The organism is Limnobacter sp. SAORIC-690 (assembly GCF_002954425.1).
Taxonomy (GTDB): Bacteria; Pseudomonadota; Gammaproteobacteria; order Burkholderiales; family Burkholderiaceae_B; genus Limnobacter; species Limnobacter profundi.
Window position 1 is genome coordinate 1033943 of sequence record NZ_MQVZ01000001.1, and the last position, 25969, is coordinate 1059911.

The following is a 25969-nucleotide window of genomic DNA, read 5'->3' on the forward strand; positions in this document are numbered from 1 at the left end:
TTCAACAAATCAAGGCTTTCTCTAGAATCTTCAATTCTGTTGTTGCAACGGCCTTTTTTAAAATACACCATTTGAACGCACCCAGCGGTTACCGCTTTCACCCAGCACCAGCCCCAGCAACTCCAGTTCGGTCAGTGCAGCCAGGGTGTCTTCAGTGTCCAAACCCAATTGCCGGGCCAATGTGTCCGTGTGCACCGGGTCGTGCCCCAGGTGTTGCAATACCCGGCCCAGTTCTTCATCGGGTTCAGCATCAGTGTCCACGGTGCAGGTCATTTCGGTGTGGCAATCGCTGTCATCTTCTTGCAACACGCTGAGCAACTTGTACTGTGGCAGGCTGGCCTTGGCTTCTTCCATCAACTCCAGGGCTGTTTCTACCAGCAAGGCGCCTTTTTTGATCATGTCGTGGCAGCCTTTGCTTTGGCTGCTGTGAATGGAGCCAGGAATGGCCCCTACCGGGCGCCCCAGTTCACTGGCAACCCGGGCTGTAATCAAGGAACCTGAACGCATGGCTGCCTCGACCACCAGCAGTGCATCGGCCAGGCCAGCAATAATGCGGTTTCGACGGGGGAAAAAGCCAGCTTGCGGCGCGGTACCGGGTGGGTATTCGGACAACACCAAACCACCTTGTTCGACAATCTGCTTTTTAAGACCGGCGTGGTGCGGGGGGTAAACCTCGTCAGGCCCACAACCCAGCACGGCAATGGTGGCACCCAGGGCCTGAAGTGCACCCGCGTGTGCTGCACCGTCAATGCCTTCGGCCAAGCCGCTGACAACTACCCATTGGGCTTGCGCAAAAGCCTTGCCAAAACCCTGCGCGTTGCTCAAGCCGGTGCGTGTGGCATTTCTGCTGCCTACAATCGCGATGCCCCGGGTTTTCAACAAATCCAGGCGGCCTTCACCGAACAGAATCAGCGGCGGGTCTTTCAGTGCAAGCAGGCTTTGCGGGTAAGCCGGGCTGTGAATGCCCACCCAGAATCTTTTGTTGCTTTGCAACAACCAAGTGCTGGCCAGTGCATGCCAAAGCCGGACTGCTTCGCATGGGGCGGGTAAACTGCAACCTGGGCCTTGTTGGGCCAGCTCGTAGCGTGCACGCGCTTTGATGGTTGTGTTGTAAGCCAGGTTCATGGCCTTGAGTAGCTCACCCATGCAAAGCGCCGAGCAACAAGTGATGGAATTTGCGAACTATTTTTGCCACAGAAGGTATATCCTTTTGGTGTTGACTGTGAAGGTTTTTTGAAAGCATGGCTTTACTCCCAATTTTGCGTTATCCGGATCCGCGCTTGAAAACGGTTGCCACCCCTGTCACCCAGTTTGATGACGCGCTTGTCAAGCTGACTCAAGACATGGCAGAAACCATGTACGATGCGCCTGGCGTTGGCCTGGCCGCTACGCAGGTGAATGTGCACAAACGAATCATCGTGATTGATGTCACCGATGACAAATCGGGCCTGACCGTATTCATCAACCCCGAGATCATCGACGCCAGCAAAGAATGCAAGGTGTACGAAGAGGGTTGTTTGTCCGTGCCCGGCATTTACGAGAAGGTTGAACGCCCCGACACGGTGAAGGTACGCGCACAGAATGTGAAGGGTGAGTGGTTTGAAATTGATTGCGACGAGCTGCTTGCCGTGTGTATTCAGCATGAAATTGACCACCTCAATGGCAAGGTGTTTGTTGAATACCTTTCGCAGTTGAAGCAAACCCGCATCAAAACCAAGATGAAGAAGCAAGAAAAGCTTCAAACCGCTTGATCGCCCAACCCCCCATGAATCGAACCCTGAATGTGGGTTTCGCTGGCACACCCGAGTTTGCTCGGGTTGCGCTGGCGAAGCTTATTGCTGCCGGTTACCCTGTGCACCTGGTACTGACCCAACCCGACCGCCCTGCTGGCAGGGGCATGAAGTTACAGGCTTCCCCTGTTAAACAGCTGGCACAGCAACATGGCATCCCCGTGTTGCAACCGGTCAGTCTGAAAAAAGGCGAGGAAGCCGAACACGCCTTGCACGCCTTGAAAACCGCCGTACATGGTCAAGCCCTGGATGTGTTGATTGTGGCGGCTTACGGGCTTATTTTGCCGCAAACTGTTTTGGATGCTCCGCGCTTGGGTTGCTTGAACATTCATGGCAGCTTGCTGCCGCGCTGGCGTGGCGCTGCCCCCATTCAGCGGTGTATTGAGGCGGGCGATGCTGAAACCGGCGTGTGCATCATGCAAATGGAAGCCGGGCTGGATACCGGCCCCGTTCGCCTGTGGCGGGCCTTGCCGATTGAACACACCGACACCACCACCACCCTGCACGACAAATTGGCCGAGCTGGGCGGTGATTTGTTGGTAGAGGCGCTGGACTCCCTTCAGGTGGCAACACTGCCCCTGGTTCCACAACCTGAAGTGGGAGTGACCTACGCAGAGAAAATCACAAAAGCGGAGGGCGTGATCAACTGGCATCGCAGTGCAGTTGAACTTCAGCGTACACTGCGTGCCTTCGACCCTTTTCCTGGTGCAAACACAACGTGGGGTGGTGAACTCTTGAAGTGTTTTGATCCTGAAACTGTCGCGTTGGCTGGCTTGATGGGTAAACCGGGCGAGGTTTTGTCTGTTGATTCCGCAGGCATAGAGGTGCAATGTGGGCAGGGTGTGTTGCGTATTCGAACCCTTCAGAAGGCCGGCAGCAAACGCCAACCTGCGCAGCAGGTAGCACAGGCTTTGGGTTTTAGTGTTGGTAATTTTTTAAGTTCTTAACCCTGATAATTTTTATCACAGGGTGCTGCGCATACTGTTCAATTATAAACTCGTTATTGTAAATTCTTTAATTGATTACGAAGGTTATCGCTTGATATCCAAAAAACTAGCCAGCAGTACAACTAAAAGCGTAGAAATGGCCAATACACCATACAGCAAACTTCTCTCGAATTCTCGCTTACGAAAGTCGTCCTTCTCAGGGCGAAACATAGTGTTGGAATCAGAAAGTGATCGTGGTCGACTCTTATTTTGTCCGGCTTTTCGTCGTCTTCAACAAAAGGCTCAAGTTTTCTCGATGGAGCCAAATGCTGCTGTTCGTAGTCGACTAACACACTCACTTGAAGTTTCTCAAATGGGGCGCTACATTGCAGATTCAGTAACTGAAAAATTACTGGAACATAAACTGGCTACTGAAGATGAATGCAAAGCAATAGTTACTTTTGTTGAAACAGCATGTTTGATGCATGACATTGGCAATCCACCTTTTGGACATTTTGGCGAAGCGGCCATATCAACTTGGTTTCGAGAATGTGGTGCGGAAGCAATTAAAAAGTCGCTTGGTCAAATTTTTGACGAAAAAACTTTAAATACAAGAACAAAAGCCGCACTCGCAGATTTTTATGAGTTTGATGGAAATCCGCAGGGATTGCGAATTGTTACTAAACTGCAGCGAAATACGGATCCATTTGGTTTAAATCTTACAAAAACATCAATTGCTTCTTTTCTCAAATATATACGTCAATCTGAGATCTCATCTTTGGGAGATGTAAGCCATAAAATTAATAAAGCTGGTTGTATCGGTGATTTTCAGCAACGAAAGAATCAATCAAGCAAAAATCAGTTTACCAAAAAGGCTGGTTTTTTTAGTACAGAAGCTGAGATAGTTAAAAACGTTTGGAATCAATTTGGATATGACAATCCTCAGCGGTTTCCCTTGGCTTACATCATGGAGGCTGCTGATGACTTAGCTTATTGTATCAGCGATCTAGAAGACTCTATAGAGAAGGGGTTGCTCGATAAACAAAAAGCTTTAAATGAAATATTTCAGCAATGGAAGCATCTCGATCATGCCTTGAAAGATAAATATTACCAGAGTATTGATCGGGTTCTAGGTTTTGCTGCTGACGGTAAAAGTGATAAAAAGGAAATTTACACTTTCATTGATTTTCGAACGGAATTAAATCGAATAATCGTTGAATATTGCGCTGAGCAGTATCTGGGAAATCATCAAAAAATTCTTGATGGTATAGCTGGATCACTACTTGAAGATAATTCTTCTGCGAGCATAATTCTTGGATTGTTAAAACAACACTGTCGAGAACATGTCTACGGTCATGAATCAGTTCAGCGTGTCGAGCTTGCTGGTTACACGGCGATTTCTGGTCTTTTAGAAAAATATTCATGCTTGCTAGAGTCAAGTCTTGACAGATTTAATTGTGCACTTGCTTCCGACAAGAAAGATTCAAGTGGTAAGCCAATTATTTTAGAAGGTAAATTCATCGCTCTTTTGCCTAAGAACTATATCGACGTTTATAAAGACGACTTAAAAGAGTTGAATATCAAATTTCCGAACACTCAGTCCTCTGACTTTTTGTTTTCTGAGTGGAATTTAAGAGCACATTTGGTTGTCGATTTTATTTCTGGGATGACAGATGATTTCGCTATGACAACTTACCGTACTTTGTCTGGTATGCGCTTATGAATGCCCCCTTCTCATCTGAGCACCCTTATTGGTTTGTGCGAGAACTAGTCGCTGCGTGGCCTGATCCGATTGAAAGCTTGGGGTTCAGTTATTACCGATATCTTCCGCAATCATTGGAAGATCCACGCAAAGAATTTAATGTCTCTACCGCAAGATTTCTGGATCCCATCGAGATGTCTCGAGTTCTTGATGACACACCACATGGTTGTGAGCTTGCGTTTCATTCCCAAGTCAAGTTGGCTAGAGGACGTGTAATGCATGTACCACTAATCGACATGTCTACTGGCTCTCCTGCTCAGTTGGAAAAGCTTCGTCCTTTTTTGGGTGAATTGTATTCACGATTCCAGTGGTATAGCAGCGGACGATCATTTCACGGATACGCTAAAACACTGGTTGATGTGGACACTTGGGCTGCGACACTAGGCGCCTTGTTGCTCGCAAATCAAAAGGGATTACCTCCGACAGTTGATCCACGTTGGATCGGACATCGATTAATTGCTGGCTACTCTGCCCTTCGCTGGACAAAAAATACGGATTACTACCTTGAGTTACCGCGTATCATGCGGCAACAATTTTTGAGTCACCGTCATCCCGAGTGATTAGCTTTTATTTTTTCTACCTAGAAATAATCACCTTGATAAGATATCATTTAGTGATATCATTTGGTCTTGAATAAAACACATCAAAAAACCTTAGCACTTGTCTTTGGCTCCCCAGCTCCATCTTCCCTAGAATGGAGGCGTATCGAAAAGTTGTTTCTTGCACTTGGTGCCAAAGTTGTAGAGGGAAACGGTTCAAGGGTCCGCTTTGAATTGAATGGAGTGGTTGCATCTTTCCATCGACCACATCCTCAGAAAGAAGCGAAACCATACCAAGTTAAAGATGTTAAAGAGTTTTTGTCACAAGCAGGGATACGCTTATGAACCTAATGACTTATAAAAACTATTCGGCACGTATTGAATACAGCGATGAAGACGCTTGTTTTATCGGGCGCGTTGCTGGAATTCGGGATGTTGTTGGTTTTCATGGTGAGTCTGTGGTTGAATTGCGAGCTGCGTTTGAGGAGGCTGTGGACGATTATTTGGCGACTTGTGAAAAACTTAGCCGCTCTCCACAGCGCCCATATTCGGGCAAAGTAATGCTTCGTATTGACCCCGGCATCCATGCAAAAGTAGCTATGCTCGCGGAAGCTCAGGGAAAAAGCATTAATACTTGGGCGCAGGAAGCCTTACAGCGAGCTGTATCTGCATATTGAATGGCAGTGTCTTTAACCCTTCGAGTCCAATTGCGCCGCAATTTTAACCTTATAGGCTACAGGCTTAAAATTACTAAAAAAACCCTTTTTCCAAGTCATAGAGTTAACAGGCCATGGACTGGCCAGGATAAATAAGATCATGTTTAACTGGATGAAAACCTTCATGTTGATGGCGGCCATCACCGCCCTTTTCGTGGTGCTGGGTGGCATGATGGGCGGCCGTGGCGGCATGTTGTTGGCCTTGGGCTTTGCACTGGTGATGAACTTTGGTGCGTACTGGTTTTCCGACAAAATGGTTTTGCGCATGTACAAAGCCAAGGAAGTCGATGCCAGCAATGCCCCGGAGTTTTACAACATGGTGGCTGAACTTGCACAGCGCGCAGACATGCCAATGCCGCGTGTTTACCTGATCAATGACAGCGCCCCCAATGCCTTTGCAACCGGGCGCAACCCGGAAAACGCGGCTGTGGCTGCAACCACGGGTATTTTGCAGGTGCTTTCCGCGCGTGAACTGCGTGGCGTGATGGCCCATGAACTGGCCCATGTGAAGCACCGCGACATTCTGATTTCCACCATTTCGGCCACCATGGCGGGTGCCATTTCGGCGCTGGCCAACTTTGCGCTGTTTTTTGGTGGGCGAGATGAGAACGGCCAACCGATGAACCCGATTGCCAGCATTGCCTTGGCCATTCTGGCGCCATTGGCCGCATCACTGATTCAAATGTCAATCTCGCGCGCCCGTGAATACGAGGCTGACCGTGGAGGCGCAGAAATTTGCGGCGACCCGGCGGCTTTGGCCAGCGCGCTGGACAAAATTCAACGGTATGCCAAGGGCATTCCGTTCCGTACTACTGAAGCGCACCCGGAAACCGCTCAAATGATGATCATGAATCCACTGTCAGGACAAGGCATAGCCGGCCTTTTTTCGACCCACCCACCCACTGAAGAACGAATCGCCCGCTTGATGGAAATGGCCCGCACTGGCGGTCCGCGTTGAAGCCGGTTCATAGTACGCCACCCAAACTGACAGAAGCCAGTTTGGCGTTTGCCCTGCTCAAGGCCGCGGCAGTCATGACCCGGGTTCTGCGGGAAGGTCGCTCGCTTGACCAAGCCTTGGCCGCTGAAACCAAGGGTGTGAAAACCCCGCAGGCTTTGGGTGCCATTCAAGACCTGGCTTACTTCGGCATGCGCAACCTGGGCCGTGGGCAAGTATTAACCCGCTTGATCAGCGGCAAAGCGCTGCTAAACCCCGAGCCCTTGAATGAATTGATGGCCTTGGGTTTTGGCTTGCTGTGGGATGACAAAAACCCGAAGTACCCGGCGCACACTGTGGTGGACCAAATGGTGTATGCCTGCACGGGCAGCGAGCAGTTTGCACGCGCCAAGGGCCTGGCCAATGCCTGTTTGCGCAATTTTTTGCGCGACTCGAACACCTGGCGAACCAAGGCTTTTGAAGACCCGCTGGCGCAGCACAACTTGCCAGTTTGGTGGATTGAAAAACTGAAAGCCAGCCACCCGCAACACTGGGAAACGATGGTGGCACAGGCGCAAAGCCACCCGCCTTTGGTGGTCCGTGTAAACACCCGTAGTATTTCAGCGCCCGCCTATGCCGAGCAGTTAAACGCCGCAGGCATGGAAGCCCGTGTGATCGGTCAGCAGGCCGTGTTGCTGGCCAAGCCTGTGCCTGTATCTGCCCTGCCCGGCTTTGATTTGGGCCAGGTGTCGGTACAAGACAGTGCTGCGCAATTGGCTTCCCAGTTGCTGAACCCGCAGAATGGACAACGCATTCTGGATGCCTGTGCTGCACCGGGCGGAAAAACCGGGCACTTGCTTGAGTTGGCCGATATTGAACTGGTTGCCCTTGATTCCAGCCCGCAGCGCCTGGGCCGCGTCGAAGACAACATTCGCCGCATTGCCCCCACCCTGAATGGTCAATGGGATTTGCGTTTGAAGGTGGCTCAGGCTGAATTGCTCGACACCTGGTGGGACGGCGTGCCTTTTGACGGTATTTTGGCCGATGTGCCTTGCACGGGTTCAGGCGTGGTTCGTCGCCACCCCGACATTCCATGGTTGCGCAGACCGGACGATATTGCCAAGTTGTCGCAGATTCAACACAAAATACTGAATGCCTTGTGGTCTACCCTAAAGCCGGGCGGTACACTTTTGCTGGTGACCTGTTCCATCTTTCCTGAAGAGGGGCCCCTGTTGGCAAACGCATTTCTCGACAATCATCCCGACGCCCTGGCGCAAACTGCGCCCGGATGGGTGTTGCCAGCGGTACAGGGCAATCCCGAGCAAGGCTTTGATGCGTCTCCTGACGGATTCTTCTACGCCAAGTTCGAAAAATCTCCAAGTTCCTGAGGGTGTGCCTTGAAATTTAGCTTGGCCCTACCCTCGTCTTGGACCCGCATTGCGCATGGGCTGCTGGGCCTGGTGCTGATGTGCGTCCTGACCGTGGGTTTGGCCCAGCTTGATTCCTCCACCAAAGTGACTGCGGTCAAGCTGGAGCCCAGCAAAGCGCCGGCCCCGGCGGCCTGGAATCTCGCTGCTGAATTTGATATCGAACTGGGTCACAAATTGCGGGAAGCTGTGGACCGGGGTTTGCCCTTGCAGTTCACAGTCGATTTTCAGTTGATGCGTTCGCGCTGGTACTGGGTCGACGAAGAAGTGGTCAGCACCACTTACCCGCTTAACCTGTCCTACAATGCCTTGACCCGCACTTACCGCGTAGTAACCCCCACCAACACCTACAACACCCCGACGCTTGAAGACGCCATGCAGCACATGGTGAAGGTTCGTGACTGGGCGGTCATTCCGCGTGACCGGATCGAAATCGGTCAACCCTACACCGCGCAGGTGCGCTTTCGCCTGTTGCTGACAGAGCTGCCCAAGCCCTTCCAGATCAGTGCCCTGGTGAACAGCGAATGGGATTTGTCGTCAGAGTGGTTGTCGTTTGAATTCACCCCCAAGCGCGAGGCCTGGAAATGAATCCCTGGCTGGAAAATACCCGATGGCTGCGTTACACGCTGCTGATTCTGGGTAGCCTGGGTGGGGTCTTGCTGTTTCTGCTGGCCTCGGCCTCATCGAACACCGATTTTTTTGAAAGCAATTACCCGCTGCTGATTACCTTGAACGGCATCATCGCGGCGGGCCTGTTCAGCATTCTGATCTTGCTGATCGTGCGCATGGTGCGAAGGTATCGCGCAGGTGTGTTTGGTTCGCGGCTGATGCTGCGCATGTCGCTGTCATTCGCGCTCATGGGGCTGATTCCCGGCTTTGTGTTGTACCTGGTGTCGGTGCAGTTTCTGGCAAAAAGTATTGATAGCTGGTTCGATGTGCGTGTGGACGGCGCATTGGAATCTGGTTTGAATCTTGGCCAGACTGCGCTGGACAGTTTGATCAATGAACTGGCCTTGAAGGGTCAATCCATTTCAATTGAATTGTCCCGTGCCACGCCAAGCGAGCAGTTGCTTGAACTGCCCCGGCTTCGCGACGCTGCCAATGTGCAAGAACTGACCCTGTTGACGGAAACCGGACAAATTCTGGGCAGCTCGGGTGGTCAACTCGACAGCCTGTTGCCCAGCCTGCCCACGCAGGTGATGTTGCGCCAGGCCTTGATGACGCGACCCTTTCAACAAATTGAACCTGACCCCGAAGACCCTGATGGGCGCCTGTACATGCGTGTGGTGGTACCGATTGCCCCGCCCCTGACCAGTTTTGATTTGGGTCAGCGCTATGTACAAATCATGCACCCGGTGCCTACTACGCTTTCACAGCGGGCCAATGCTGTGCAAAGCGTGTACCGCGATTATCAGGAATTGCAGCTGTCGCGTTCGGGTTTGCGAAAAATTTATGGCATTACACTGACCCTGGCACTGTTGCTCACGGTGTTTGTATCGGTGGCTGCGGCGTTCTGGCTTTCATCGCGCTTGTCATCGCCTTTGTTGTGGCTTGCCGAGGGTACCAAGGCCCTGGCCAGTGGCAACTTTAAAACCATGCAGCCTGTGAATGCGGACGATGAATTGCGTGAGTTGGTTGATTCATTCAACACCATGACCCGGCAACTGTCGGAGGCGCAGCGCCGCTTGCAGGCCAATCAAAACCAGCTGGCGGCCAACAACGACTTCTTGCAAAGTTTGCTGACCAGCCTGTCGGCCGGTGTGCTGGTACTCGATCACAAACTGCGCCTGAAAATGTACAACGACGGCGCGCTTCGGATTTTTGATCGTTCACTGGCCGAGAACCAGGGCCATCCGCTGGATGACATGCCCGGGCTGGAGGGGTTTGCCATGGCGGTGCGCGCCAGCGTGGCCGACAACCAGGGCAATGAAGGTGAAGAAAGTGGCATTTGGCAAAAACAGCTGGAGATTCCGCGAGCCTTTGATTCGCAAAGTTCAAAGTCGATTCTTGTTCGAGGTTCACGCTTGCCGGGTGAAAAAGCCGGTTACGTGCTGGTGTGCGACGACATCACTGCATTGATTTCTGCCCAGCGCACAGCGGCCTGGGGTGAAGTGGCGCGTCGCCTTGCGCATGAAATCAAAAATCCGTTGACCCCAATTCAGCTTTCTGCCGAGCGCCTGCAAATGAAGTTGGCCGACAAACTGCAAGAGCCAGAGTCTGGAATTTTGCAGCGTGCCACGCGCACGATTGTGAACCAGGTGGAATCACTGAAACGTTTGGTCAATGATTTCCGCGACTACGCACGTTTGCCACCAGCAGATTTGAAGCCACTGGATTTGAATGATCTGGTGGTCGATGTCTTGGCGCTGTACGATGTGCATGTGGGCATTGAAGAACAGGCTGAAACCCGCTTCATTCCAAAATTGACTGAAAATTTGCCGCTGGTGGCTGGAGATTCGTCGCAGTTGCGCCAAGTGATTCATAATTTGTTGCAAAATGCTTTAGACGCATGTGTCGATTGTGATCAGCCCAAAGTAGAAGTGCGAACAGAAGGTTTGAAAGCGCCGGAAGGCGAACTGGAACAGTTGGTGGGTGTGAAGTTGGTGGTGGCTGACAACGGGCCGGGGTTTAATCCTGACTTGCTGGCAAAAGCCTTTGAGCCTTACATCACTACCAAAACCAAAGGCACCGGTTTGGGTTTGGCAATCGTTAGAAAAATTGCAGATGAACACAAGGCGCGAATAGCCATTAGAAACAGGGTAGATGCACAAGGGCGGGTTGTCGGTGCAGCGGTGGAATTGACCTTCCCCGTGCTGCAGGACGCCTTGAACAATGCCGAACATAGTCAGGCCGCATAAAGAAGGAACTTTCTAACCATGGCGACCATTCTCGTTGTTGATGACGAAATTGGAATTCGAGAACTGTTGTCCGAGATTCTCGGCGACGAAGGGCATGCGGTGCTGCTTGCTGAAAACGCAGGCCAGGCACGTGCATTGCGTGACCAAGAGCAGCCTGATCTTGTGTTGCTCGACATCTGGATGCCGGACACTGACGGCGTGACTTTGCTAAAGGAATGGTCGGTGAAGGGGCTGTTGACCATGCCCGTGATCATGATGAGTGGTCACGCAACTATTGATACCGCTGTTGAAGCCACGCGAATTGGTGCGCTCGACTTTCTGGAAAAACCCATTTCATTGCAAAAACTGTTGGGCGCTGTTGAAAAAGGTTTGGCCCGCGGGAAGATGGTTCAATCTGCACGCGCGCTGATGCAGTCGCAGCCCAAGTCCAATGGCGTGGGTAGCGCTGCCAGTTTGTCCAGTGGGGCACCCGCCACGACACACAGTGGCTCGGCTACTGCACCCGATTCAAGCCCCTTGGGTCAGGCCCTGGCCGAGTTGTCCACACTCGATCTGGATGCCCAACTGCGCGATGCCCGTGATTCATTTGAACGTATTTATTTTGAATACCACCTGCGTCTGGAAAACGGCAGCATGACCCGGCTGGCCGAGCGCACAGGCATTGAACGCACGCATTTGTATCGCAAACTGAAGCAGCTGGGCGTGGAAGTGGGCCGCACCGCGCGCAAAAATATCGCATGAAAATCATCATCGTCGGCGCCGGGCGTGTGGGGGCCAGCCTCGCTGAAAGCCTGGTGTCCGAACACAATGACATTACCCTGATCGATCCAGACCCCAAAGTACTGGCGGATCTTCAAGACCGCTACGACTTGCGTACCATTGCAGGCAATGGCGCTTTGCCGCGCGTGTTGAAACAGGCCGGTGCCGAGGATGCCGACATGCTGGTGGCGGTTACCCGCAGCGATGAAACCAATTTGGTGGCTTGCCGAATGGCTGCGCTGATGTTCAATGTGCCTCGCCGAATTGCGCGTGTGCGCTCGCCCGAAATGATGGAGCAGGCCCACCTGCATGGTGATGAAGGCTTCAATGTGGACCACGTGATTTGCCCGGAGCAAAGCGTGACCAATCACATTGAGCGCCTGATCGAATTTCCCGATGCTTTGCAGGTACTTGATTTTGCCGATGGCAAGGTGACGCTGGTGTCAGTTCGCGCGTATGCGGGCGGGCCTTTGGTGTCGCACCCCATTGAAGACATTCGCAAGCACTTGCCCAAAGTCGATGTTCGAATTGTGGCCCTGTTTCGCGAAAACCAGCCTGTGGCGGTTGAGGGTTATACGATGATTCAACCCGGCGACGAAGTGTTTTGTCTGTCTGCCACTGAGCACGTGCGCACGGTGATGGCTGAACTTCGCCGCATGTCCAAACCCGTCACCAAAGTGATGATCGCCGGAGGCGGCAACATTGGTCTGCGCCTGGCTCGTAGCCTTGAAGACAATTACCAGGTGAAGGTGATTGATGCCGACCGCAAGCGCTGTGAAGACCTGGCGAATCAGTTGGGCTCGCGTACCCTGGTGTTGTACGGCGATGCCACCGATGAAGATTTACTGGCCGAAGAAAATGTGCAGGACGTGGACACTTTCATTGCGCTGACCAACGACGATGAAAACAACATCATGTCGTCCTTGTTGGCCAAGCGGATGGGCGCACGCCGGGTTATTGCACTGATTCAGCGCAAGGTATATGCCGAGCTGGTGCAGGGCGGGCAAATTGACATTGCATTGGCGCCTTCGAATGCAACACTCAGTGAATTGCTCAAGCACATCCGCAGGGGTGATGTGGTGGCAGTGCATCGCCTGCGCCGTGGTGTAGCCGAGGCAATTGAAACCATTGCGCACGGCGATTCCAAGTCGTCGAAAGTGGTGGGCCGTGCCATTGAAAAAATTGACATGCCCAAGGGTGCCGTGATCGGCGCAATTGTGCGTGGTGACCAAGTCATCATGGCGCACCACGACACAGTCATTGAGGCAGAAGACCACATCATTACTTTTGTAGAAAACCGCAAACTGATACCGCAGGTGGAAAAACTGTTCCAGGTCGGTGTGGGATTTATCTAACGTGGCGCGTGCAGCATGAGGAACTCGCTCTTTCCAGTGCTGGGTGTATTGGGCTTTGCCGTGGCGCTGTTCTCGGTGGCGTTTTTGGTGCCGCTGACTTATGCATTCGTAACCGATGAACCCACTGTGCAGGCATTTGCCACAGGTTTTTTAGTCACCTTTGGTATTGGGGTCACAGCACACGTATTAACCCGCCGCTTTCGCCGGGAACTTCAACCCAGAGACGGTTTTTTGTTGGTGTCTACGGTGTGGTCGGGTTTGCCTGCCTTTGCCACCATTCCGATGGTGCTGTTCTTTGATGATCTCAGTGTCACGGATGCCTATTTTGAAATGGTGTCTGCGCTGACCACCACTGGCGCTACGGTGCTCAGTGGCCTGGACGACATGCCTGCCAGTATCAATATCTGGCGACATTTGTTGTCATGGATGGGCGGCATGGGCATTCTGGTGTTGGCCGTGGCCATTTTGCCTCTGCTGGGTGTGGGTGGCTCACAGGTGTTCAAGGCCGAAACCCCTGGGCCCATGAAAGACAGCAAACTGACCCCGCGAATTACAGAAACAGCCAAGTCGCTTTACATGGTCTACCTGATGCTCTCAGTGGCCTGTGCCATCAGTTACAAACTGGCAGGCATGACTTGGCTGGACGCGTTCTTGCACACCGGCACTACGGTGTCGCTTTCCGGCTTTTCGTCACACGATGCAAGCTATGCTTACTTCGACTCTGCAGCCATTGAAATGGTGGCAGTGGTGTTCATGATGATCGCAGCCGTGAATTTCTCGATTCACTTTTTGGCTTGGCGCGGCAAATCCTTTCGCCCCTATGCCAATTGCCCGGAAGCCAAATGGTTTTTTTTGCTCATGTTGGGTTCGGTGTCATTGATCACCATGTATTTGCTCGCGCATCAGGAATACACCACATTCAGTGAGGCCTTCCGGTACGCCCTCTTCAACACAGTGTCAGTGGCCACCACCACGGGTTATGCCAACACGGACTACAGTCAATGGCCTCTGTTTGCCCCCTTGCTCATGATTTTTTTGAGCATGTTTGCGACCGCAGCAGGCTCAACAGGTGGTGGCATCAAAATGTTGCGTGCTGTAATTTTGTTCAAGCACGCGATTGGGGAGCTGTCCCGAATTCTCCATCCGCGCGCAATCAACCCGGTGCGCATTCGAGGTTCGGCAGTGAGCTCGCAGGTGATTTTCGGTGTGCTCGCATTCATGCTGATGTATGGCATGAGCGTGATTACCATCACCATGTTATTAATTTTCACAGGCCTTGATCCAATTTCCGCGTTGACCACGGGGATTTCAATGATCAACAATCTGGGCCCGGCCTTGGGCGAGTTTGGCCCGGTAGATCATTACGGTGCCTTGGGCGACTTTCAAACCTGGCTTTGTTCATTTGCCATGTTGCTCGGTCGCCTGGAAATGTTCACCATCTTGGTGCTGTTCACGCCAGCGTTCTGGCGCAAATGAAAACGCGGCTTTTTCTGGTGCCTGGCCGCGACCCGGAAGCACGAGCCCGGCGAATTGAAGCACTGCTTTCCGAGCAGGCTGGCGTTGGCAAGATTACCTTGATGGCCAGTACCGAGATTTTTTCCTACGCCTCAGTGGAGGCTCAGGCAGAGTTGTTCCGTCTGGACTCTGAGCGCAAAGCGCGCGGTATTCACGTGCTGCGCTTAAGTCCCGGTTGCTTGTGTTGTTCCTCCAAATTGGTGCTGACAACTCACCTAGCTCGCACCTTAAGATTGAATCAACCCAATGTATTGTTAATGGAACTGGAAAGCCAAAGCCACCCGGAACAGGTGTTACAGTTATTAAAAGAGCCTCAATGGAATGACTGGTTTGCCGATATAACACTTGTGGAGGATGTTGCGTAAGGGGTTAGACGCCCAAGGCGTGGCCTTGAAATTGCTAGATAGATCACCATATTCAACCTGAAAGTATTATTTGGAGGTTTGCGATGTTAATGATGATTGATAGCCCCTTTTACTGCGTGGTGGATTTGGTCATGAGCGAGGGGCAACCCAGCCTTGGCATTGAAATCGTGGACAAGAACAATCAGCGCGAACTGTTTTTGCAGGGCGACGCGGCTGAAAAATTCCGCGAAGAGGTGAAATACCTTGCCGCCCAAGAACCCGATATCGACGACATCGAAGCTTTTATTGAAAGCTACAAACCCTGGATGCAACACCCGGTTACGTTGCACTGAACGTGTCTTGAAAATGCCTCTGCTGTTCTGGCAGAGGCCACCTTCTCAATCCCAATTCAAGCGAATCTTGGTTTGGCGTGAGTTTCGCGGCTCAACATCAAACTGACAATTGACGAGCCCACCCACACAGCAAGTACCAGCATGCACACAGTCATGCCAGCTTTTGAATAAGCACCGGTGATGTTTTCCACGGCTGCATAGTGGTCAAGAATCGCACCCAGTACAGGCTGCTGCACCAGTGGGCCGACCATGACACCCAGGTTCACAATGCCCACTGCGGTAGCACCCAAATGGTGGGGCACCGACTCCTTCACGTAACCGAAGCTCAGCACCATGGAGCCACCCCCAAAGGCGGTGATCCACAACAAAACCGACACCAGTGAAATCGGAAGTTCAGGTTGAATACCCAAAATGATGAAGCCACTGATCGACAAAACCGCGCCTATAAAATAGGGCAGTTTGCGCTGCTTGAGCTTGTCGGAAAGCGCACCAAAAAACAGGCTGCCAGCGGCAAAGGCGATCAGCATGCCGGTGATAATCAGTGAGGCCTCTTTCACGCTGAGCCCATGCCAGGTGGTGAGATAGGGCACACCCCACAGGCCGGTGAACGTTAGAATTGCACCGCAAACACCACTGGGAATCCAGAAAATCAACCACACCGCAGGAAAGCGAAGTGTGTGGCCCAAAGCGGTAAGCAATGGCAAGGTGACTTCATTGGCGGGGCGTTTGGCCACGTGGTTTTTGTAGCCGCGCTGCGAGGGCATGTCGCGAACATAAATCCAGATCAGCAGGCCCAGTGCCACGGCAATCATTCCACTGGCGCCCATGACCATGCGCCAGCCAAACAAATCGGAAAGTGCACGCAAGGGCACGCCTGCCAGTACGGCACCCATGGTGCCCACGGCCAGGCTGACACCGGACATGCTGGCGAAACGCGCCGGCGAAAACCACTGGGCCACCAACATCAGCATGGACACCCAGGCCACTGCAACCGAGCCACCCACCAAGCCGCGACCCACTGCCGCCCAACCCAGGGTGGGTGCAAAGCCGAACATGAGAGCACCCATACCGCCGAGCATACAGCCCGCAGTCAGAATTTTGCGCGGACCAATTCGATCGACCAACAGCCCCACAGGTATTTGCATGGCTGCGTAAAAGTAGAAGTAAAACGCAGAGAGGTTGCCCAGTGCTGCGCGGCTGAGGTCGAACGTGGTGCTGAGTTCCTCGGTGAGTACGCCAGGTGTAACGCGCTGAAAGAAACCGAACAGGTAAAACGCGGCTGCCAGGCCCCAGATGATGAACGACATCCGCAGGGGGGGCGGGGAAAGGTGATTGGGCGACATGGTGTTGTTCTTGTGGTGACTGCAGGCAGTGTCGCATGTGGGCGCGCTTGTGCCACTTGGGTGTAACCCGAGTGGTCTCTTGCTCAACTCGGCGTGGGTTCCTTGTGCCGCACTGGACTAGTGGGCTTGGGAGCTAAACTTGAATGGTCACCGCTGCCCGAAAACTTGGCATTTCGGCTTGTTAGCTTGAGCCTGCACTAAGCCAAGCCCTCCAAAAGTAACGGTCGGGTCTTGGCTTTCGCGCCAGGCGCGATCGTTAGCCTCGACTCGCCAAGCCGGCAAGTTTTCTGACTGGTCATCGTGCGACCCATTGCAAGTTCAGCTCCCCAATCACCGGGCCAATGCCTCTGCGCCACCGAGCGACGCACGACTGCGTTCAGCGGCCAATCTGCACTGGTGAATCTCCTTCACCACGCAACTCACGGCTGATTTCACAGCCCAATCGGCGGCGGTGTTTCGATCGCCTCGCCTTCAAGAAAACTACGAGGGAGCGGAACCCAAGCCGATTAAACCAGCACCGTGCTATTCCATGCCGCCATGGCCAGCGCAGCGCGTTGCTCAACCACCTTGGCTACATTGGCTACACCGTCCAGCCCCGCAGTCAGCCATGTGCCACCCACCGCTTGCACTGCTTTGATTTCACGCCACTGCGGCAGGTTTTCCAGTGTAACGCCCCCGGTGGGTATCACACGTGCCGTGGCCAACGGTGCGGTAATTCCTGCCAAGGCTTTGGGGCCACCTGCTGCCATGGCCGGAAAAAACTTCAGCAATTCAAACCCCAGTTCAAGCCCGCGCATCATTTCCGATGCTGTGGCGGCACCGGGAACCCAGGCATATCCTTTTTTCAGGGCGTGTTCAGCCAGGGTTTCAGTGAGGCCCGGTGAAATAAACAGCGTGGCTCCAAGGTCCGCGCTTTGATCAAATTGTGCTGGCGTTAAAACCGTGCCTGCAGACAGCTGCATTTGAGGAAAACGCCTGGCGATCTCGCCCAAGGCTTCAAGCGCAACCGGGGTGCGCAATGTGATTTCAATTTGAGTGATGCCACCTGCGCAAAGTCCTTCCGCAATTTCCAGTCCTTGTGTGAGGTCGCTGATCACTACCACGGGCAAAACGCCTTGCTGCAACCAGTGTTGTGTGCGTTCAAGGCGTGTGTCGGGTTTGTATTGGGTGTTCATGGTTTGTCCTTGTTGAGCAGGGGAAACAGGTTACTGGCCCCCTCTTCTGCGCTGCTTACCGTGTTTCTCCACACCTGAAAATATCCGCGCCCATGGCTGACTGCCTGCGTGGGTGTGGGCATGGGCTCTCGGTTACTCAAATCGGCCGTGGTCTGTAAAACGCCCTCATGGGCATCTACCCGCACCATATCGCCATCGCGAAGCCGCGAAATGGGCCCATCGGCTTGGGCCTCAGGGCATACATGAATGGCCGACAACACTTTGCCCGATGCGCCACTCATGCGACCATCGGTTACCAAGGCCACTGGTAAGCCTTGGTCTTGCAGAATACCCAGAATGGGTGTGAGTTTGTGCAGCTCGGGCATGCCGTTGGCACGTGGGCCTTGGTGGGCCAGTACCACCACTACGGGTTGCGTCAATTCGCCCTTGTTGAACGCATCAATCACCTGGTGTTGATCGGTGAATACGCGGCAAGGCGCTTCGACAAACCGGTGTTCCTGTTTCACCGCCGACACTTTGCACACGCCTCGGCCCAGGTTGCCTTTCATCAGGCGAATACCGCCGTCTGGCTGAAAGGGATTGGTGTATGGACGCAGCACCTCGGTGTTGCGTGAGGCACCTGGTTTGCGGGTAGAGAAGGTTTCTGAGGCGGGCAGCACTTCGGCCACGGTGTTGGCCATGGTGGTGCCCCATATGGTGAGCGCGTCTCCATCTACAAATCCGCCGTCCATCAGCGTGGACAGCAAGCCCGCTGTGCCACCTGCGGCTTGAAATGCATTCACATCTTCCGTGCCGTTGGGGTACACCCGTGTAAGCAGCGGGGTGACACTGGAGATGATCTCCAGGTCGGTCCAGTCGATCAAGTAGCCAGCTGCACGGGCCACGCTAATCCAATGAATGGTGTGGTTGGTTGAACCACCCGAGGCCATCAGGCCCACCAATGCATTGATCAAACAGCGGGAATCCACCAATGCACCGAGTTTTAATGCCGGGTTGCGCGTGGCACTTTCAATGGCACGTACGCTTTCACCAATCAGCGCCTGGCGCTGAGGGCTGCTGGGTGGCTCGAATGCACCACCGGGAAACTGCAAGCCCATGAAGTCGAGCATCAGCTGGTTGGAATTGGCCGTGCCATAAAACGTGCAGGTGCCCGGGCTGTGGTATGCCTTTTCCTCGGACTGCAACAGGTCTTCGCGGCTTGCTTTGCCCTGTGCAGCCAGTTGGCGTGTTTTGGCTTTCTCGGAATTGGATAGGCCTGTTTCCATGGGGCCGGCGGGAATGAATACAAAAGGCAAGTGGCCAAAGCCCAAGGCGCCGATCAACAACCCTGGTGCAATTTTGTCGCACACACCTAACAAAATGGCGCCGTCAAACACATCGTGCGAAAGACCCACGCAGGCTGACAGTGCAATCACATCGCGTGAAAAAAGCGACAACTCCATGCCTTCGCGGCCTTGGGTGACACCGTCGCACATGGCCGGTGTGCCGCCCGCCACCTGTGTCGTGGCACCCAGCGCACGGGCATGCTTGGTGATCAATTCAGGGTAAACCGCAAATGGCTGATGGGCCGACAACATGTCATTGTATGCAGTCACAATTCCAAGGTGCGGCGATTTGTGCAGTGAAATAACGCGTTTGGTACTGCTGGGGTAAATGGCTGTGGTGTGAGCAAGGTTGGCGCAGCCCACGGCCGTGCGGTCTTGAGGGCCTTGTGGCAAGCTGTTCAAGTAGGCAGTGCGTGTGACCGCTGAGCGTTTCTCAATGCGCTCCCGAAGTGCCATCAATGTGGGATGTAGTGTGGTTGCCATTGCACAGCCCTTGGTCAGATTACTTGTAGAGGTGTGTTGTTTGTAACATAATTACAAGAAATTAGCAATTTATGTAACTTACTTGGAAAATACCATGACCGACAATTCCCCACTGCCCGTTGGCGCGTTCACCTTTGTGTTGCACGGTGCGGGCGGAGACCTGGCCAAGCGAAAAATCATTCCCGCATTGGCACACCTTGCCAAGTCGGGCTATTTCTCGACCGAGTCCAGAATCATTTTTGCACAACGCGAGGCCTTAACGCCCGGCGAAGCCCTGGCTCAGGTGGACTCATTTCTGAAAGCAGCGGGTGATGAGGCTGCACGCGAGTCCATCCCGGCCTTGTTGCCTTACTTGCACACTTTGCAGGTGGTGCTGGGCACACCAGAGTCATGCCGGGCCATGAGTAACGCAGTGGCTGGAAGCCCCGAGCCAGTGGTGCATTATGCCGCCCTGCCTTCATCGCGGTTTATTGATTTGATCAATTGCATTCCCACCGTACGCGATCCTGAAAAGCTTCGCTTGGTGCTGGAAAAGCCCTTGGGTTTTAACGCGAAAGAATCTGCCTTGATTGAAGAAGCCGTGGCCGCCAAGCTCGATGAATCGCAGGTGTATCGCATTGATCACTACCTGGGTAAACAGGCTGTACAAAACATGCTGGCGCTGCGATTGGGCAACCGGATTTTCGAGCCCTTGCTGACCCGCGAGCATGTGTCCCATGTGCAAATTACCGTGGCTGAAGATTTGGGTGTGGAAGATCGCGCCGGTTTTTATGAACATGCCGGTGCGCTTCGAGACATGGTTCAAAGCCATATTTTGCAGCTGTTGGCGATTGTGGCCATGGAACCGCCAGTCAGCCTGGAGGCCAATTCATTGCGCGATGAGAAGCTCAAGGTATTGCGCTCTTTGAAGGTGCCGCAGGTGACGGGTATTCCAGAGATCGTGGTGGGCCAGTATGGAGAGGGTTTTGTGAAAGGCCAGCCTGTGCCCAAGTACCGCAGTGAAAAAGGTGTCGCCGCAAATTCAACTACAGAAACGTATGTGGCGTTTCGAACCGAGGTGCAAACCTGGCGATGGGCAGGTGTGCCGTTTTTGGTGCGCACAGGCAAGCGCATGCCACGCCGTTTTGCAGAAATTGTGATTCAGTTTCGCGATGTGCCCAAGCCCCTGTTTGAACCGGTGGGCGGCCAATGGGTGGGCAACCAGTTGGTGATCCATTTGCAGCCCGAGGACAAACTTGAGCTGAAGTTGCTGGCAAAAACACCGGGCGAGCGTGAACGCTTGAAGCCAGTGTCGCTCGACCTGGATTTTTTCAATACCTGGCGCATTCCAGTGCGTGACGCTTACGAGCGATTAATCACCGATATTTTGCGCGGGCGACTGGGTTTGTTTCTGCGTCGTGATGAGGTACAAACCCAGTGGCAATTTGTGGATCGTATTTTGAATGACCTGAAAAGCCACGGCATGGAGCCCGTGCCCTACACCAGCGGCACCTATGGCCCTTCATCGGCTACAGCCATGGCATTGCGGGCCAATTCATTGTGGTCGGAGGATGGGTTGTGAGCAGCAGCGTGAATCAGGATGACAAGGACCAGCAATTGCGCGACGACATTCGCCTGTTGGGTGCTTTGCTGGGTGAAATCATCGCCGAGCAGCAAGGTTTGCCGGTATTTAATGCGATTGAAGAAGTAAGGCAGTTGTCGGTGCAGTACCGGCGCTTTGATGACAAGGCAGCACGCGCCAAACTGGAAGCTCGGCTTGAGGCTTTGTCGCAAGATGAAACCATTTCACTGATACGCTCTTTCTCGATTTTTTCGATGTTGAGCAATATTGCTGAAGACTGCCATTTGATTCGACGCAATCGCCAGCATGAACTGGCGGGTATGCCCGCGCGCGAGGCCAGCCTGGATTACACCATCCCCGAGTTGGAACGCGTGGGTGTGAATCGTGAAGCAGTGCTTGTACGCCTGAAACAAACCGAATCTGTGCCAGTGCTTACCGCGCACCCCACCGAGGTGCAGCGCAAAAGTGTGCTGGATGCACAGCAAAGCATCATCGCGCTGATCCGCCACCGCGATGAAATTCAATTGACGCGTGAAGAGGCCAATGCCTGGCGGGATGAACTGAAAGCGGCCGTGCAGCGCTTGTTTCAAACCCGTTTGCTGCGCCGAAACAAATTGAGTGTGATTGACGAGGTCAACAATGCGCTGGCCTATTTCGACTCCACTTTTTTTGCGCAGGTGCCGCAGGTGTACCGCAAGCTGCAAAGCCTCCTGAATTTGCCCAGCACGGACAACTTTTTGCCCGTGAATGAGGACCCACTGGGCAAGGTGTTGACGGTGGGCTCGTGGATTGGTGGCGATCGCGATGGCAACCCGTTTGTGACTGCGCAGGTGCTGGACACCTCGTTGAAAATTCAAAGTCGCAAGGTGCTGGAGCATTATCTGGCCGAGGTGAATTGCCTGATTCGCGAATTCAGCGTGACCGATTATTTCTTGAAACCCAATCCGCCTTTGACCGAATTGGCCAATGCCTCGGGGGAAGATTCAGCCCACCGCATGGATGAAACGCTGCGCCGCGCCTGTGTGGCAATTCGCAAACGGCTGGAAGCCACCTTTCAGCAAGCGGCTCAGGGCGAGTGCACTGCCCAGGCCTATGCAAGCCCAGCTGATTTTCTGGCCGATTTGAATACCCTGTTTTCTGCGCTGAATGACAACGGCATGCAGCGAATTGCAGAAGATCGTTTGGCGCTGCTGGCGCGCAAGGTGAAGGTGTTTGGTTTCTCTTTGATGGCTTTGGACCTTCGCCAAAACAGCGATGTGTTTGAAGAGGTGATTGCTGATTTACTCAAGCAATCCACCCTGGGGAAAATTGATTACCTGGCCTGTGGCGAAGCCCAACGCGTTGAGCTTTTGTGTGCTGAACTGCGCACCCCTCGTTTGCTGTTCAGTGATTCCCTGCAGTACAGCGAACGCACCCATTCAGAAATGGCGATTTTCAGAAAGGCCAAACTTGCGCATCAAATTCTCGGTGCTTCGGCCATTCAGAACTGCATCATTTCCAAAACCGCATCGGTGAGTGACCTGCTTGAACTGGCGGTGCTGCTGAAAGAGGCCCATTTGTTGAATGTGGCCAAGGGCGAGATTGCCGTCAATGTGGTGCCTTTGTTTGAAACCATTGGCGACTTGCAGGCCGCGCCCGACATCATGAATCGTTTGTTCGGCATTCCCGAATACCGCACCTTGGTAGCTTCGCGCGGGCATGTGCAGGAAGTGATGCTGGGCTATTCAGACAGCAATAAGGATGGCGGTTTTGTCACTTCCGGTTGGAGCCTGTACCAGGCCGAAATTGGTTTGGTGGATGTGTTTGCAAAACACGGTATTAAAATTCGCCTGTTCCATGGCCGGGGTGGCTCGGTGGGGCGCGGTGGCGGTTCGAGCTACCACGCCATTTTGGGTCAACCACCGGGTGCGGTGGATGGTCGAATTCGTTTGACTGAACAGGGCGAAGTGATCGCCGCCAAGTACGGTATTGAATCGCTGGGTCGGCGCAACCTGGAGGTGTTGGTGTCAGCGAACCTGATGGTGTCTGAACACACCGAGCTGACGCGTGAAGTACCCGCGAAGTACTTGGAACTCATGGCGAAGTTGTCGGAACATGCCTTCAACGCTTACCGGGATTTGGTCTACAACACCGATGGATTTCTGGATTACTTCAAACAGTCCACGGTCATTTCTGAAATTGCCAGTTTGAACATTGGTAGCCGCCCCGCGTCCCGCAAAGCCAACTGGACTATTGAAGATTTGCGCGCCATTCCCTGGGTGTTCAGCTGGGCGCAAAGCCGTGTGATGTTGCCGGGGTGGTATGGCTTTGGCACGGCGGTGGCCACTTTGCGTACCCGCTTGAGCGAGCCCGAATTGCAGGATCTGCAAGCCATGGCGAAACAATGGCCCTTCTTTAACACCATGCTGTCAACATTGAACATGGTGCTGGCCAAAGCGGACATGGCGATTGCATCGCGTTATGCCGCCATGGTGGAAGACGCTGCACTGCGTGACAAAGTGTTTGGCCGCATTGCCGCCGAGCATGCACGTGCCGTGGAAGGGCTGTTGTGGCTGACCGGGCAACAAGAATTGCTGGCGGACAACCCATTGCTGAAACGTTCCATTGAAGCGCGTTTTCCGTATGTCGACCCGCTGAACCATGTGCAGGTTGAACTGTTGCGCAGGCACCGCCAAGGCGAACTGGATGAGCGCGTGGCGCGCGGCGTTCACCTGTCGATCAACGGCATTGCCACTGGCTTAAGGAACAGTGGCTAGCAGGGAGTGAATTGTGGAAACGGTACAAATTGCCAGCTGGAATGAGTTTGTGGCCTTGACCTCAGAATGCGACGGTTGGGCGTTTCGGGGATTGCAGGATGCTGACTGGCCGCTGCTAAGTTCCTTGTCGCGCTACCTTCAGAATTACGTGCCTGACAAAACATCCTGGCGCTCGCGCGAAGAACGTGCCTTTCGGATTTTTCGCCGCAAGGCGCACAATTATTTGCCCGATGCCAGTGTGCTGGACGACGACATTCGTTGCCTGGCCTTGATGCAGCATCACGGTGCACCCACTCGCATGCTCGACTTCACGAAGTCGCCTTTTGTAGCTGCGTTTTTTGCCCTGGAAAGAGCGGTTAAAAATTCGGCCGTGTTTGCCTTGGACACACCACGGTTGTGGATGGCCACGCCGATCAACAATGCCACCCTTCACCGCGACATGATAGACCCGCGTATTCCAGGCAATTTTGAGCGTTACTTTGCAACCAATGCCAACGACATCATGTGGGTGGGCGAACCCGACCAGATGGATCGGCGGCTGGTGGCGCAATCAGGTACGTTTGTGGTGCCGGGTGTGTTGGACAAACCGATTGATGAAATTATTCAACAGTACGAGACCGGCCCTGCGATGATCCGCAAGTTCATTTTGCCGGCCAGCATTCGAAAAGAGGCCATGTTGGCCCTGTACCGAATGAACATCACGCATGCCACGCTGTTTCCAGACCTCGACGGGCTTTCACGCTCCATTTCTTATGAGCTTGAAATTACCTGGCCGGGGCATGTGCTGGCCGAAAGGAAATCGCAGTGAGCTGATGCGCTGGTTCAGCTTCGGCTTTCCTGGCGGTATTCTTCTAGCTTGTTGCCCCGGTACACCTGTTTAAAGAAAATGGGTGTCAGGAAGGTGGTGACAATGCCCATTAACACCAAGGTTGAGAACATGGTAGGGCCAATAAAGCCGTTCTGGTAGGCAATGCCGGCCACCACCAGTTCCATCACGCCACGGCCGTTGAGTACTGCCCCCAAACCCAATGATTCCCGGTGCTCCATTCCCACCATCAAACCGCCCAGCCAGCCCGCGAACAGTTTGGTGACAATCGACACCACGATGACGATGAATGGGAATTCCCATTCGCTGAGGCTGACCAGTTGAAGTTCAAGGCCCAGATATGCAAAGAAAATAGGGCCCAGAAAACCGTTGGTAATTGACCCGAGCGTGCCTTGCAGGTCTTTGTAGCGCGAGGCGATGAAGTGTTTTTTGTCCAGAAACAGCGCACCAAAAAATGCACCAATCACAAAGTGAAAACCCAAAGCCTCACTGATGGTGCCAAACACCAGCACAAATACAATCACAATGCCGAACAAAGCCTCAGGACCAAATACCTTGATCATGGATTCTGGCAAGGCCTGCACATTCACATTGCGTTTTTCGAGCCAGTTCAGCAATTGGTTCAGCCCCACCACCACCAGGCCCATGGCCATCAGTTTCAGGGTGGCTATGCCCACGGCCACGCTGGCGTCGCCCAGTGTGAGTGTTTCAGGCAGGTTCAGCACAATACCCAGAATAAAAAGCGCAGCCACGTCGTTGACCACTGCGGTGGCCAGTGAAAATTTGGCAATCGGGGTGTGCAAAATTCCGAGGCTGTCCATCAGCTTTACGGCCACAGGCAATGCGGTGATTGAAATGCACAGGCCCAGAAAAATCATGCGCATGATGTCCTGACCAAATGCTGCCGCAACCAACACACCACCACCGAAGGGAATGAAAAAGCTGATGGCTGCCAACATAAGCCCGCGCCCTTTCATGGCGCCCACAATGTCGGAAAAGCGCATTTCAAGGCCGGCATTCAAAATGATCAGAAACACAGCCAATTCAGTCACGCCGGCAAGGGCTTTGTTGGGTTCAATCAAACCCAGAATGGCCGGGCCCAGCAATACCCCGGCCAGAATTTCACCGATCAGCTCGGGCTGGTTGTAGCGTGCAAACAGGCGGCCGAACAAGCGGGCGACCACAATAAGCAATAGCAAGCTGGACAGCAGTGACATAGTGA

The 25969-nt window shown here is 53.4% G+C and carries 23 protein-coding genes and 1 pseudogene; 18 read left to right on the top strand and 6 right to left on the bottom strand.

Annotated features, from left to right (window positions below; all coding sequences use genetic code 11):
* Nucleotides 1–57 precede the first annotated feature (57 nt).
* Entirely contained in the window at nt 58–1146 is a 1089-nt protein-coding gene (gene dprA / locus BSZ31_RS04885) for a DNA-processing protein DprA (protein WP_105027793.1), read from the bottom strand.
* A 95-nt stretch (nt 1147–1241) separates the two neighbouring features.
* Between dprA and def the strand changes: the two genes are divergently transcribed.
* The 15 genes from def to BSZ31_RS04955 all read left to right on the top strand — a co-directional run bounded on the left by def (nt 1242) and on the right by BSZ31_RS04955 (nt 15278).
* On the top strand, nt 1242–1751 hold the full coding sequence (gene def / locus BSZ31_RS04890) for a peptide deformylase (RefSeq protein WP_105027794.1): 510 nt from the start codon (nt 1242–1244) through the stop codon (nt 1749–1751).
* A gap of 26 nt (nt 1752–1777) precedes the next feature.
* Nucleotides 1778–2737, top strand: coding sequence for a methionyl-tRNA formyltransferase (gene fmt, locus BSZ31_RS04895; protein WP_105029751.1), 960 nt, complete (start codon nt 1778–1780; stop codon nt 2735–2737).
* Between the two features lie 136 nt (nt 2738–2873).
* Complete coding sequence (gene dgt, locus BSZ31_RS04900) at nt 2874–4439, top strand: dGTPase (RefSeq protein WP_105029752.1); 1566 nt, start codon at nt 2874–2876, stop codon at nt 4437–4439.
* On the top strand, nt 4436–5038 hold the full coding sequence (locus BSZ31_RS16685; RefSeq protein ID WP_146106603.1) for a hypothetical protein: 603 nt from the start codon (nt 4436–4438) through the stop codon (nt 5036–5038). Before dgt ends, BSZ31_RS16685 begins: the two co-directional genes overlap by 4 nt.
* 69 nt (nt 5039–5107) lie before the next feature.
* Nucleotides 5108–5362, top strand: a complete 255-nt coding sequence (locus tag BSZ31_RS04905; protein ID WP_105029753.1) for a type II toxin-antitoxin system HicA family toxin — start codon at nt 5108–5110, stop codon at nt 5360–5362.
* Nucleotides 5359–5694 (top strand): type II toxin-antitoxin system HicB family antitoxin, encoded by a 336-nt coding sequence (locus BSZ31_RS04910; RefSeq protein WP_105027795.1) that lies wholly within the window; start codon nt 5359–5361, stop codon nt 5692–5694. The genes BSZ31_RS04905 and BSZ31_RS04910 overlap by 4 nt, the downstream gene beginning before the upstream one ends.
* Before the next feature lie 139 nt (nt 5695–5833).
* Complete coding sequence (gene htpX / locus BSZ31_RS04915; protein WP_105027796.1) at nt 5834–6691, top strand: zinc metalloprotease HtpX; 858 nt, start codon at nt 5834–5836, stop codon at nt 6689–6691.
* Nucleotides 6688–8055 (top strand): 16S rRNA (cytosine(967)-C(5))-methyltransferase RsmB, encoded by a 1368-nt coding sequence (gene rsmB / locus BSZ31_RS04920; protein WP_105027797.1) that lies wholly within the window; start codon nt 6688–6690, stop codon nt 8053–8055. The genes htpX and rsmB overlap by 4 nt, the downstream gene beginning before the upstream one ends.
* 9 nt (nt 8056–8064) lie before the next feature.
* Nucleotides 8065–8682 carry a DUF4390 domain-containing protein gene (locus BSZ31_RS04925; RefSeq protein ID WP_146106604.1) on the top strand — a complete coding sequence of 206 codons (618 nt, stop codon included), beginning with the start codon at nt 8065–8067 and terminating at the stop codon, nt 8680–8682.
* Nucleotides 8679–10952 (top strand): ATP-binding protein, encoded by a 2274-nt coding sequence (locus BSZ31_RS04930; RefSeq protein WP_105027799.1) that lies wholly within the window; start codon nt 8679–8681, stop codon nt 10950–10952. Before BSZ31_RS04925 ends, BSZ31_RS04930 begins: the two co-directional genes overlap by 4 nt.
* Nucleotides 10953–10970: 18 nt before the next feature.
* On the top strand, nt 10971–11693 hold the full coding sequence (locus tag BSZ31_RS04935; protein ID WP_105027800.1) for a response regulator: 723 nt from the start codon (nt 10971–10973) through the stop codon (nt 11691–11693).
* The gene (gene trkA, locus BSZ31_RS04940; protein WP_105027801.1) at nt 11690–13066 is read left to right on the top strand and encodes a Trk system potassium transporter TrkA; all 1377 of its coding nucleotides are present in this window, start codon (nt 11690–11692) and stop codon (nt 13064–13066) included. The genes BSZ31_RS04935 and trkA overlap by 4 nt, the downstream gene beginning before the upstream one ends.
* 15 nt (nt 13067–13081) lie before the next feature.
* Entirely contained in the window at nt 13082–14542 is a 1461-nt protein-coding gene (locus BSZ31_RS04945; RefSeq protein WP_105027802.1) for a TrkH family potassium uptake protein, read from the top strand.
* The gene (locus tag BSZ31_RS04950) at nt 14539–14946 is read left to right on the top strand and encodes a GTP-binding protein (RefSeq protein WP_105027803.1); all 408 of its coding nucleotides are present in this window, start codon (nt 14539–14541) and stop codon (nt 14944–14946) included. The genes BSZ31_RS04945 and BSZ31_RS04950 overlap by 4 nt, the downstream gene beginning before the upstream one ends.
* An 83-nt stretch (nt 14947–15029) precedes the next feature.
* Complete coding sequence (locus BSZ31_RS04955; protein ID WP_040511986.1) at nt 15030–15278, top strand: DUF3567 family protein; 249 nt, start codon at nt 15030–15032, stop codon at nt 15276–15278.
* Nucleotides 15279–15334: 56 nt separating this feature from the next.
* Here the strand turns inward: BSZ31_RS04955 and BSZ31_RS17765 are convergent, their stop codons facing one another.
* The 4 genes and pseudogenes from BSZ31_RS17765 to edd all read right to left on the bottom strand — a co-directional run bounded on the left by BSZ31_RS17765 (nt 15335) and on the right by edd (nt 19604).
* Nucleotides 15335–15868, bottom strand: coding sequence for an MFS transporter (locus BSZ31_RS17765; RefSeq protein WP_369907284.1), 534 nt, complete (start codon nt 15866–15868; stop codon nt 15335–15337).
* 12 nt (nt 15869–15880) lie between these two features.
* A pseudogene (locus tag BSZ31_RS17770) lies at nt 15881–16621 on the bottom strand (MFS transporter); the annotation flags it as partial.
* A gap of 506 nt (nt 16622–17127) precedes the next feature.
* Nucleotides 17128–17796: a bifunctional 4-hydroxy-2-oxoglutarate aldolase/2-dehydro-3-deoxy-phosphogluconate aldolase gene (locus BSZ31_RS04965; RefSeq protein ID WP_105027805.1), complete on the bottom strand. Its 669-nt coding sequence runs from the start codon at nt 17794–17796 to the stop codon at nt 17128–17130.
* A complete protein-coding gene (gene edd / locus BSZ31_RS04970; RefSeq protein WP_105027806.1) occupies nt 17793–19604 on the bottom strand; it encodes a phosphogluconate dehydratase in 1812 nt (603 codons plus the stop codon). Before edd ends, BSZ31_RS04965 begins: the two co-directional genes overlap by 4 nt.
* Nucleotides 19605–19698: 94 nt before the next feature.
* On the opposite strand from edd, the gene zwf reads away from it, so the two are divergent.
* The 3 genes from zwf to BSZ31_RS04985 are packed head-to-tail and all read left to right on the top strand — an operon-like array spanning nt 19699 to nt 24729.
* Complete coding sequence (zwf, locus tag BSZ31_RS04975) at nt 19699–21165, top strand: glucose-6-phosphate dehydrogenase (RefSeq protein ID WP_105027807.1); 1467 nt, start codon at nt 19699–19701, stop codon at nt 21163–21165.
* Nucleotides 21162–23921, top strand: coding sequence for a phosphoenolpyruvate carboxylase (ppc, locus tag BSZ31_RS04980; RefSeq protein ID WP_206018549.1), 2760 nt, complete (start codon nt 21162–21164; stop codon nt 23919–23921). Before zwf ends, ppc begins: the two co-directional genes overlap by 4 nt.
* A gap of 13 nt (nt 23922–23934) precedes the next feature.
* Complete coding sequence (locus BSZ31_RS04985) at nt 23935–24729, top strand: FRG domain-containing protein (RefSeq protein ID WP_105027808.1); 795 nt, start codon at nt 23935–23937, stop codon at nt 24727–24729.
* A gap of 14 nt (nt 24730–24743) precedes the next feature.
* On the opposite strand, the gene BSZ31_RS04990 is transcribed toward BSZ31_RS04985, so the two are convergent.
* Nucleotides 24744–25946 carry a cation:proton antiporter gene (locus tag BSZ31_RS04990; RefSeq protein WP_240605651.1) on the bottom strand — a complete coding sequence of 401 codons (1203 nt, stop codon included), beginning with the start codon at nt 25944–25946 and terminating at the stop codon, nt 24744–24746.
* Nucleotides 25947–25969: the final 23 nt, after the last annotated feature.

What these genes read in the sequence shown, in the direction of transcription:
- dgt (WP_105029752.1), top strand. Translation starts at nt 2,874, where the DNA reads ATGGCCAATACACCATACAGCAAACTTCTCTCGAATTCTCGCTTACGA.
- BSZ31_RS16685 (WP_146106603.1), top strand. Translation starts at nt 4,436, where the DNA reads ATGAATGCCCCCTTCTCATCTGAGCACCCTTATTGGTTTGTGCGAGAA.
- trkA (WP_105027801.1), top strand. Translation starts at nt 11,690, where the DNA reads ATGAAAATCATCATCGTCGGCGCCGGGCGTGTGGGGGCCAGCCTCGCT.
- htpX (WP_105027796.1), top strand. Translation starts at nt 5,834, where the DNA reads ATGTTTAACTGGATGAAAACCTTCATGTTGATGGCGGCCATCACCGCC.
- BSZ31_RS04945 (WP_105027802.1), top strand. Translation starts at nt 13,082, where the DNA reads ATGAGGAACTCGCTCTTTCCAGTGCTGGGTGTATTGGGCTTTGCCGTG.
- BSZ31_RS04955 (WP_040511986.1), top strand. Translation starts at nt 15,030, where the DNA reads ATGTTAATGATGATTGATAGCCCCTTTTACTGCGTGGTGGATTTGGTC.
- BSZ31_RS04950 (WP_105027803.1), top strand. Translation starts at nt 14,539, where the DNA reads ATGAAAACGCGGCTTTTTCTGGTGCCTGGCCGCGACCCGGAAGCACGA.
- zwf (WP_105027807.1), top strand. Translation starts at nt 19,699, where the DNA reads ATGACCGACAATTCCCCACTGCCCGTTGGCGCGTTCACCTTTGTGTTG.
- BSZ31_RS04910 (WP_105027795.1), top strand. Translation starts at nt 5,359, where the DNA reads ATGAACCTAATGACTTATAAAAACTATTCGGCACGTATTGAATACAGC.
- BSZ31_RS04930 (WP_105027799.1), top strand. Translation starts at nt 8,679, where the DNA reads ATGAATCCCTGGCTGGAAAATACCCGATGGCTGCGTTACACGCTGCTG.
- dprA (WP_105027793.1), bottom strand. Translation starts at nt 1,146, where the DNA reads ATGGGTGAGCTACTCAAGGCCATGAACCTGGCTTACAACACAACCATC.
- edd (WP_105027806.1), bottom strand. Translation starts at nt 19,604, where the DNA reads ATGGCAACCACACTACATCCCACATTGATGGCACTTCGGGAGCGCATT.
- BSZ31_RS04935 (WP_105027800.1), top strand. Translation starts at nt 10,971, where the DNA reads ATGGCGACCATTCTCGTTGTTGATGACGAAATTGGAATTCGAGAACTG.
- def (WP_105027794.1), top strand. Translation starts at nt 1,242, where the DNA reads ATGGCTTTACTCCCAATTTTGCGTTATCCGGATCCGCGCTTGAAAACG.
- BSZ31_RS04965 (WP_105027805.1), bottom strand. Translation starts at nt 17,796, where the DNA reads ATGAACACCCAATACAAACCCGACACACGCCTTGAACGCACACAACAC.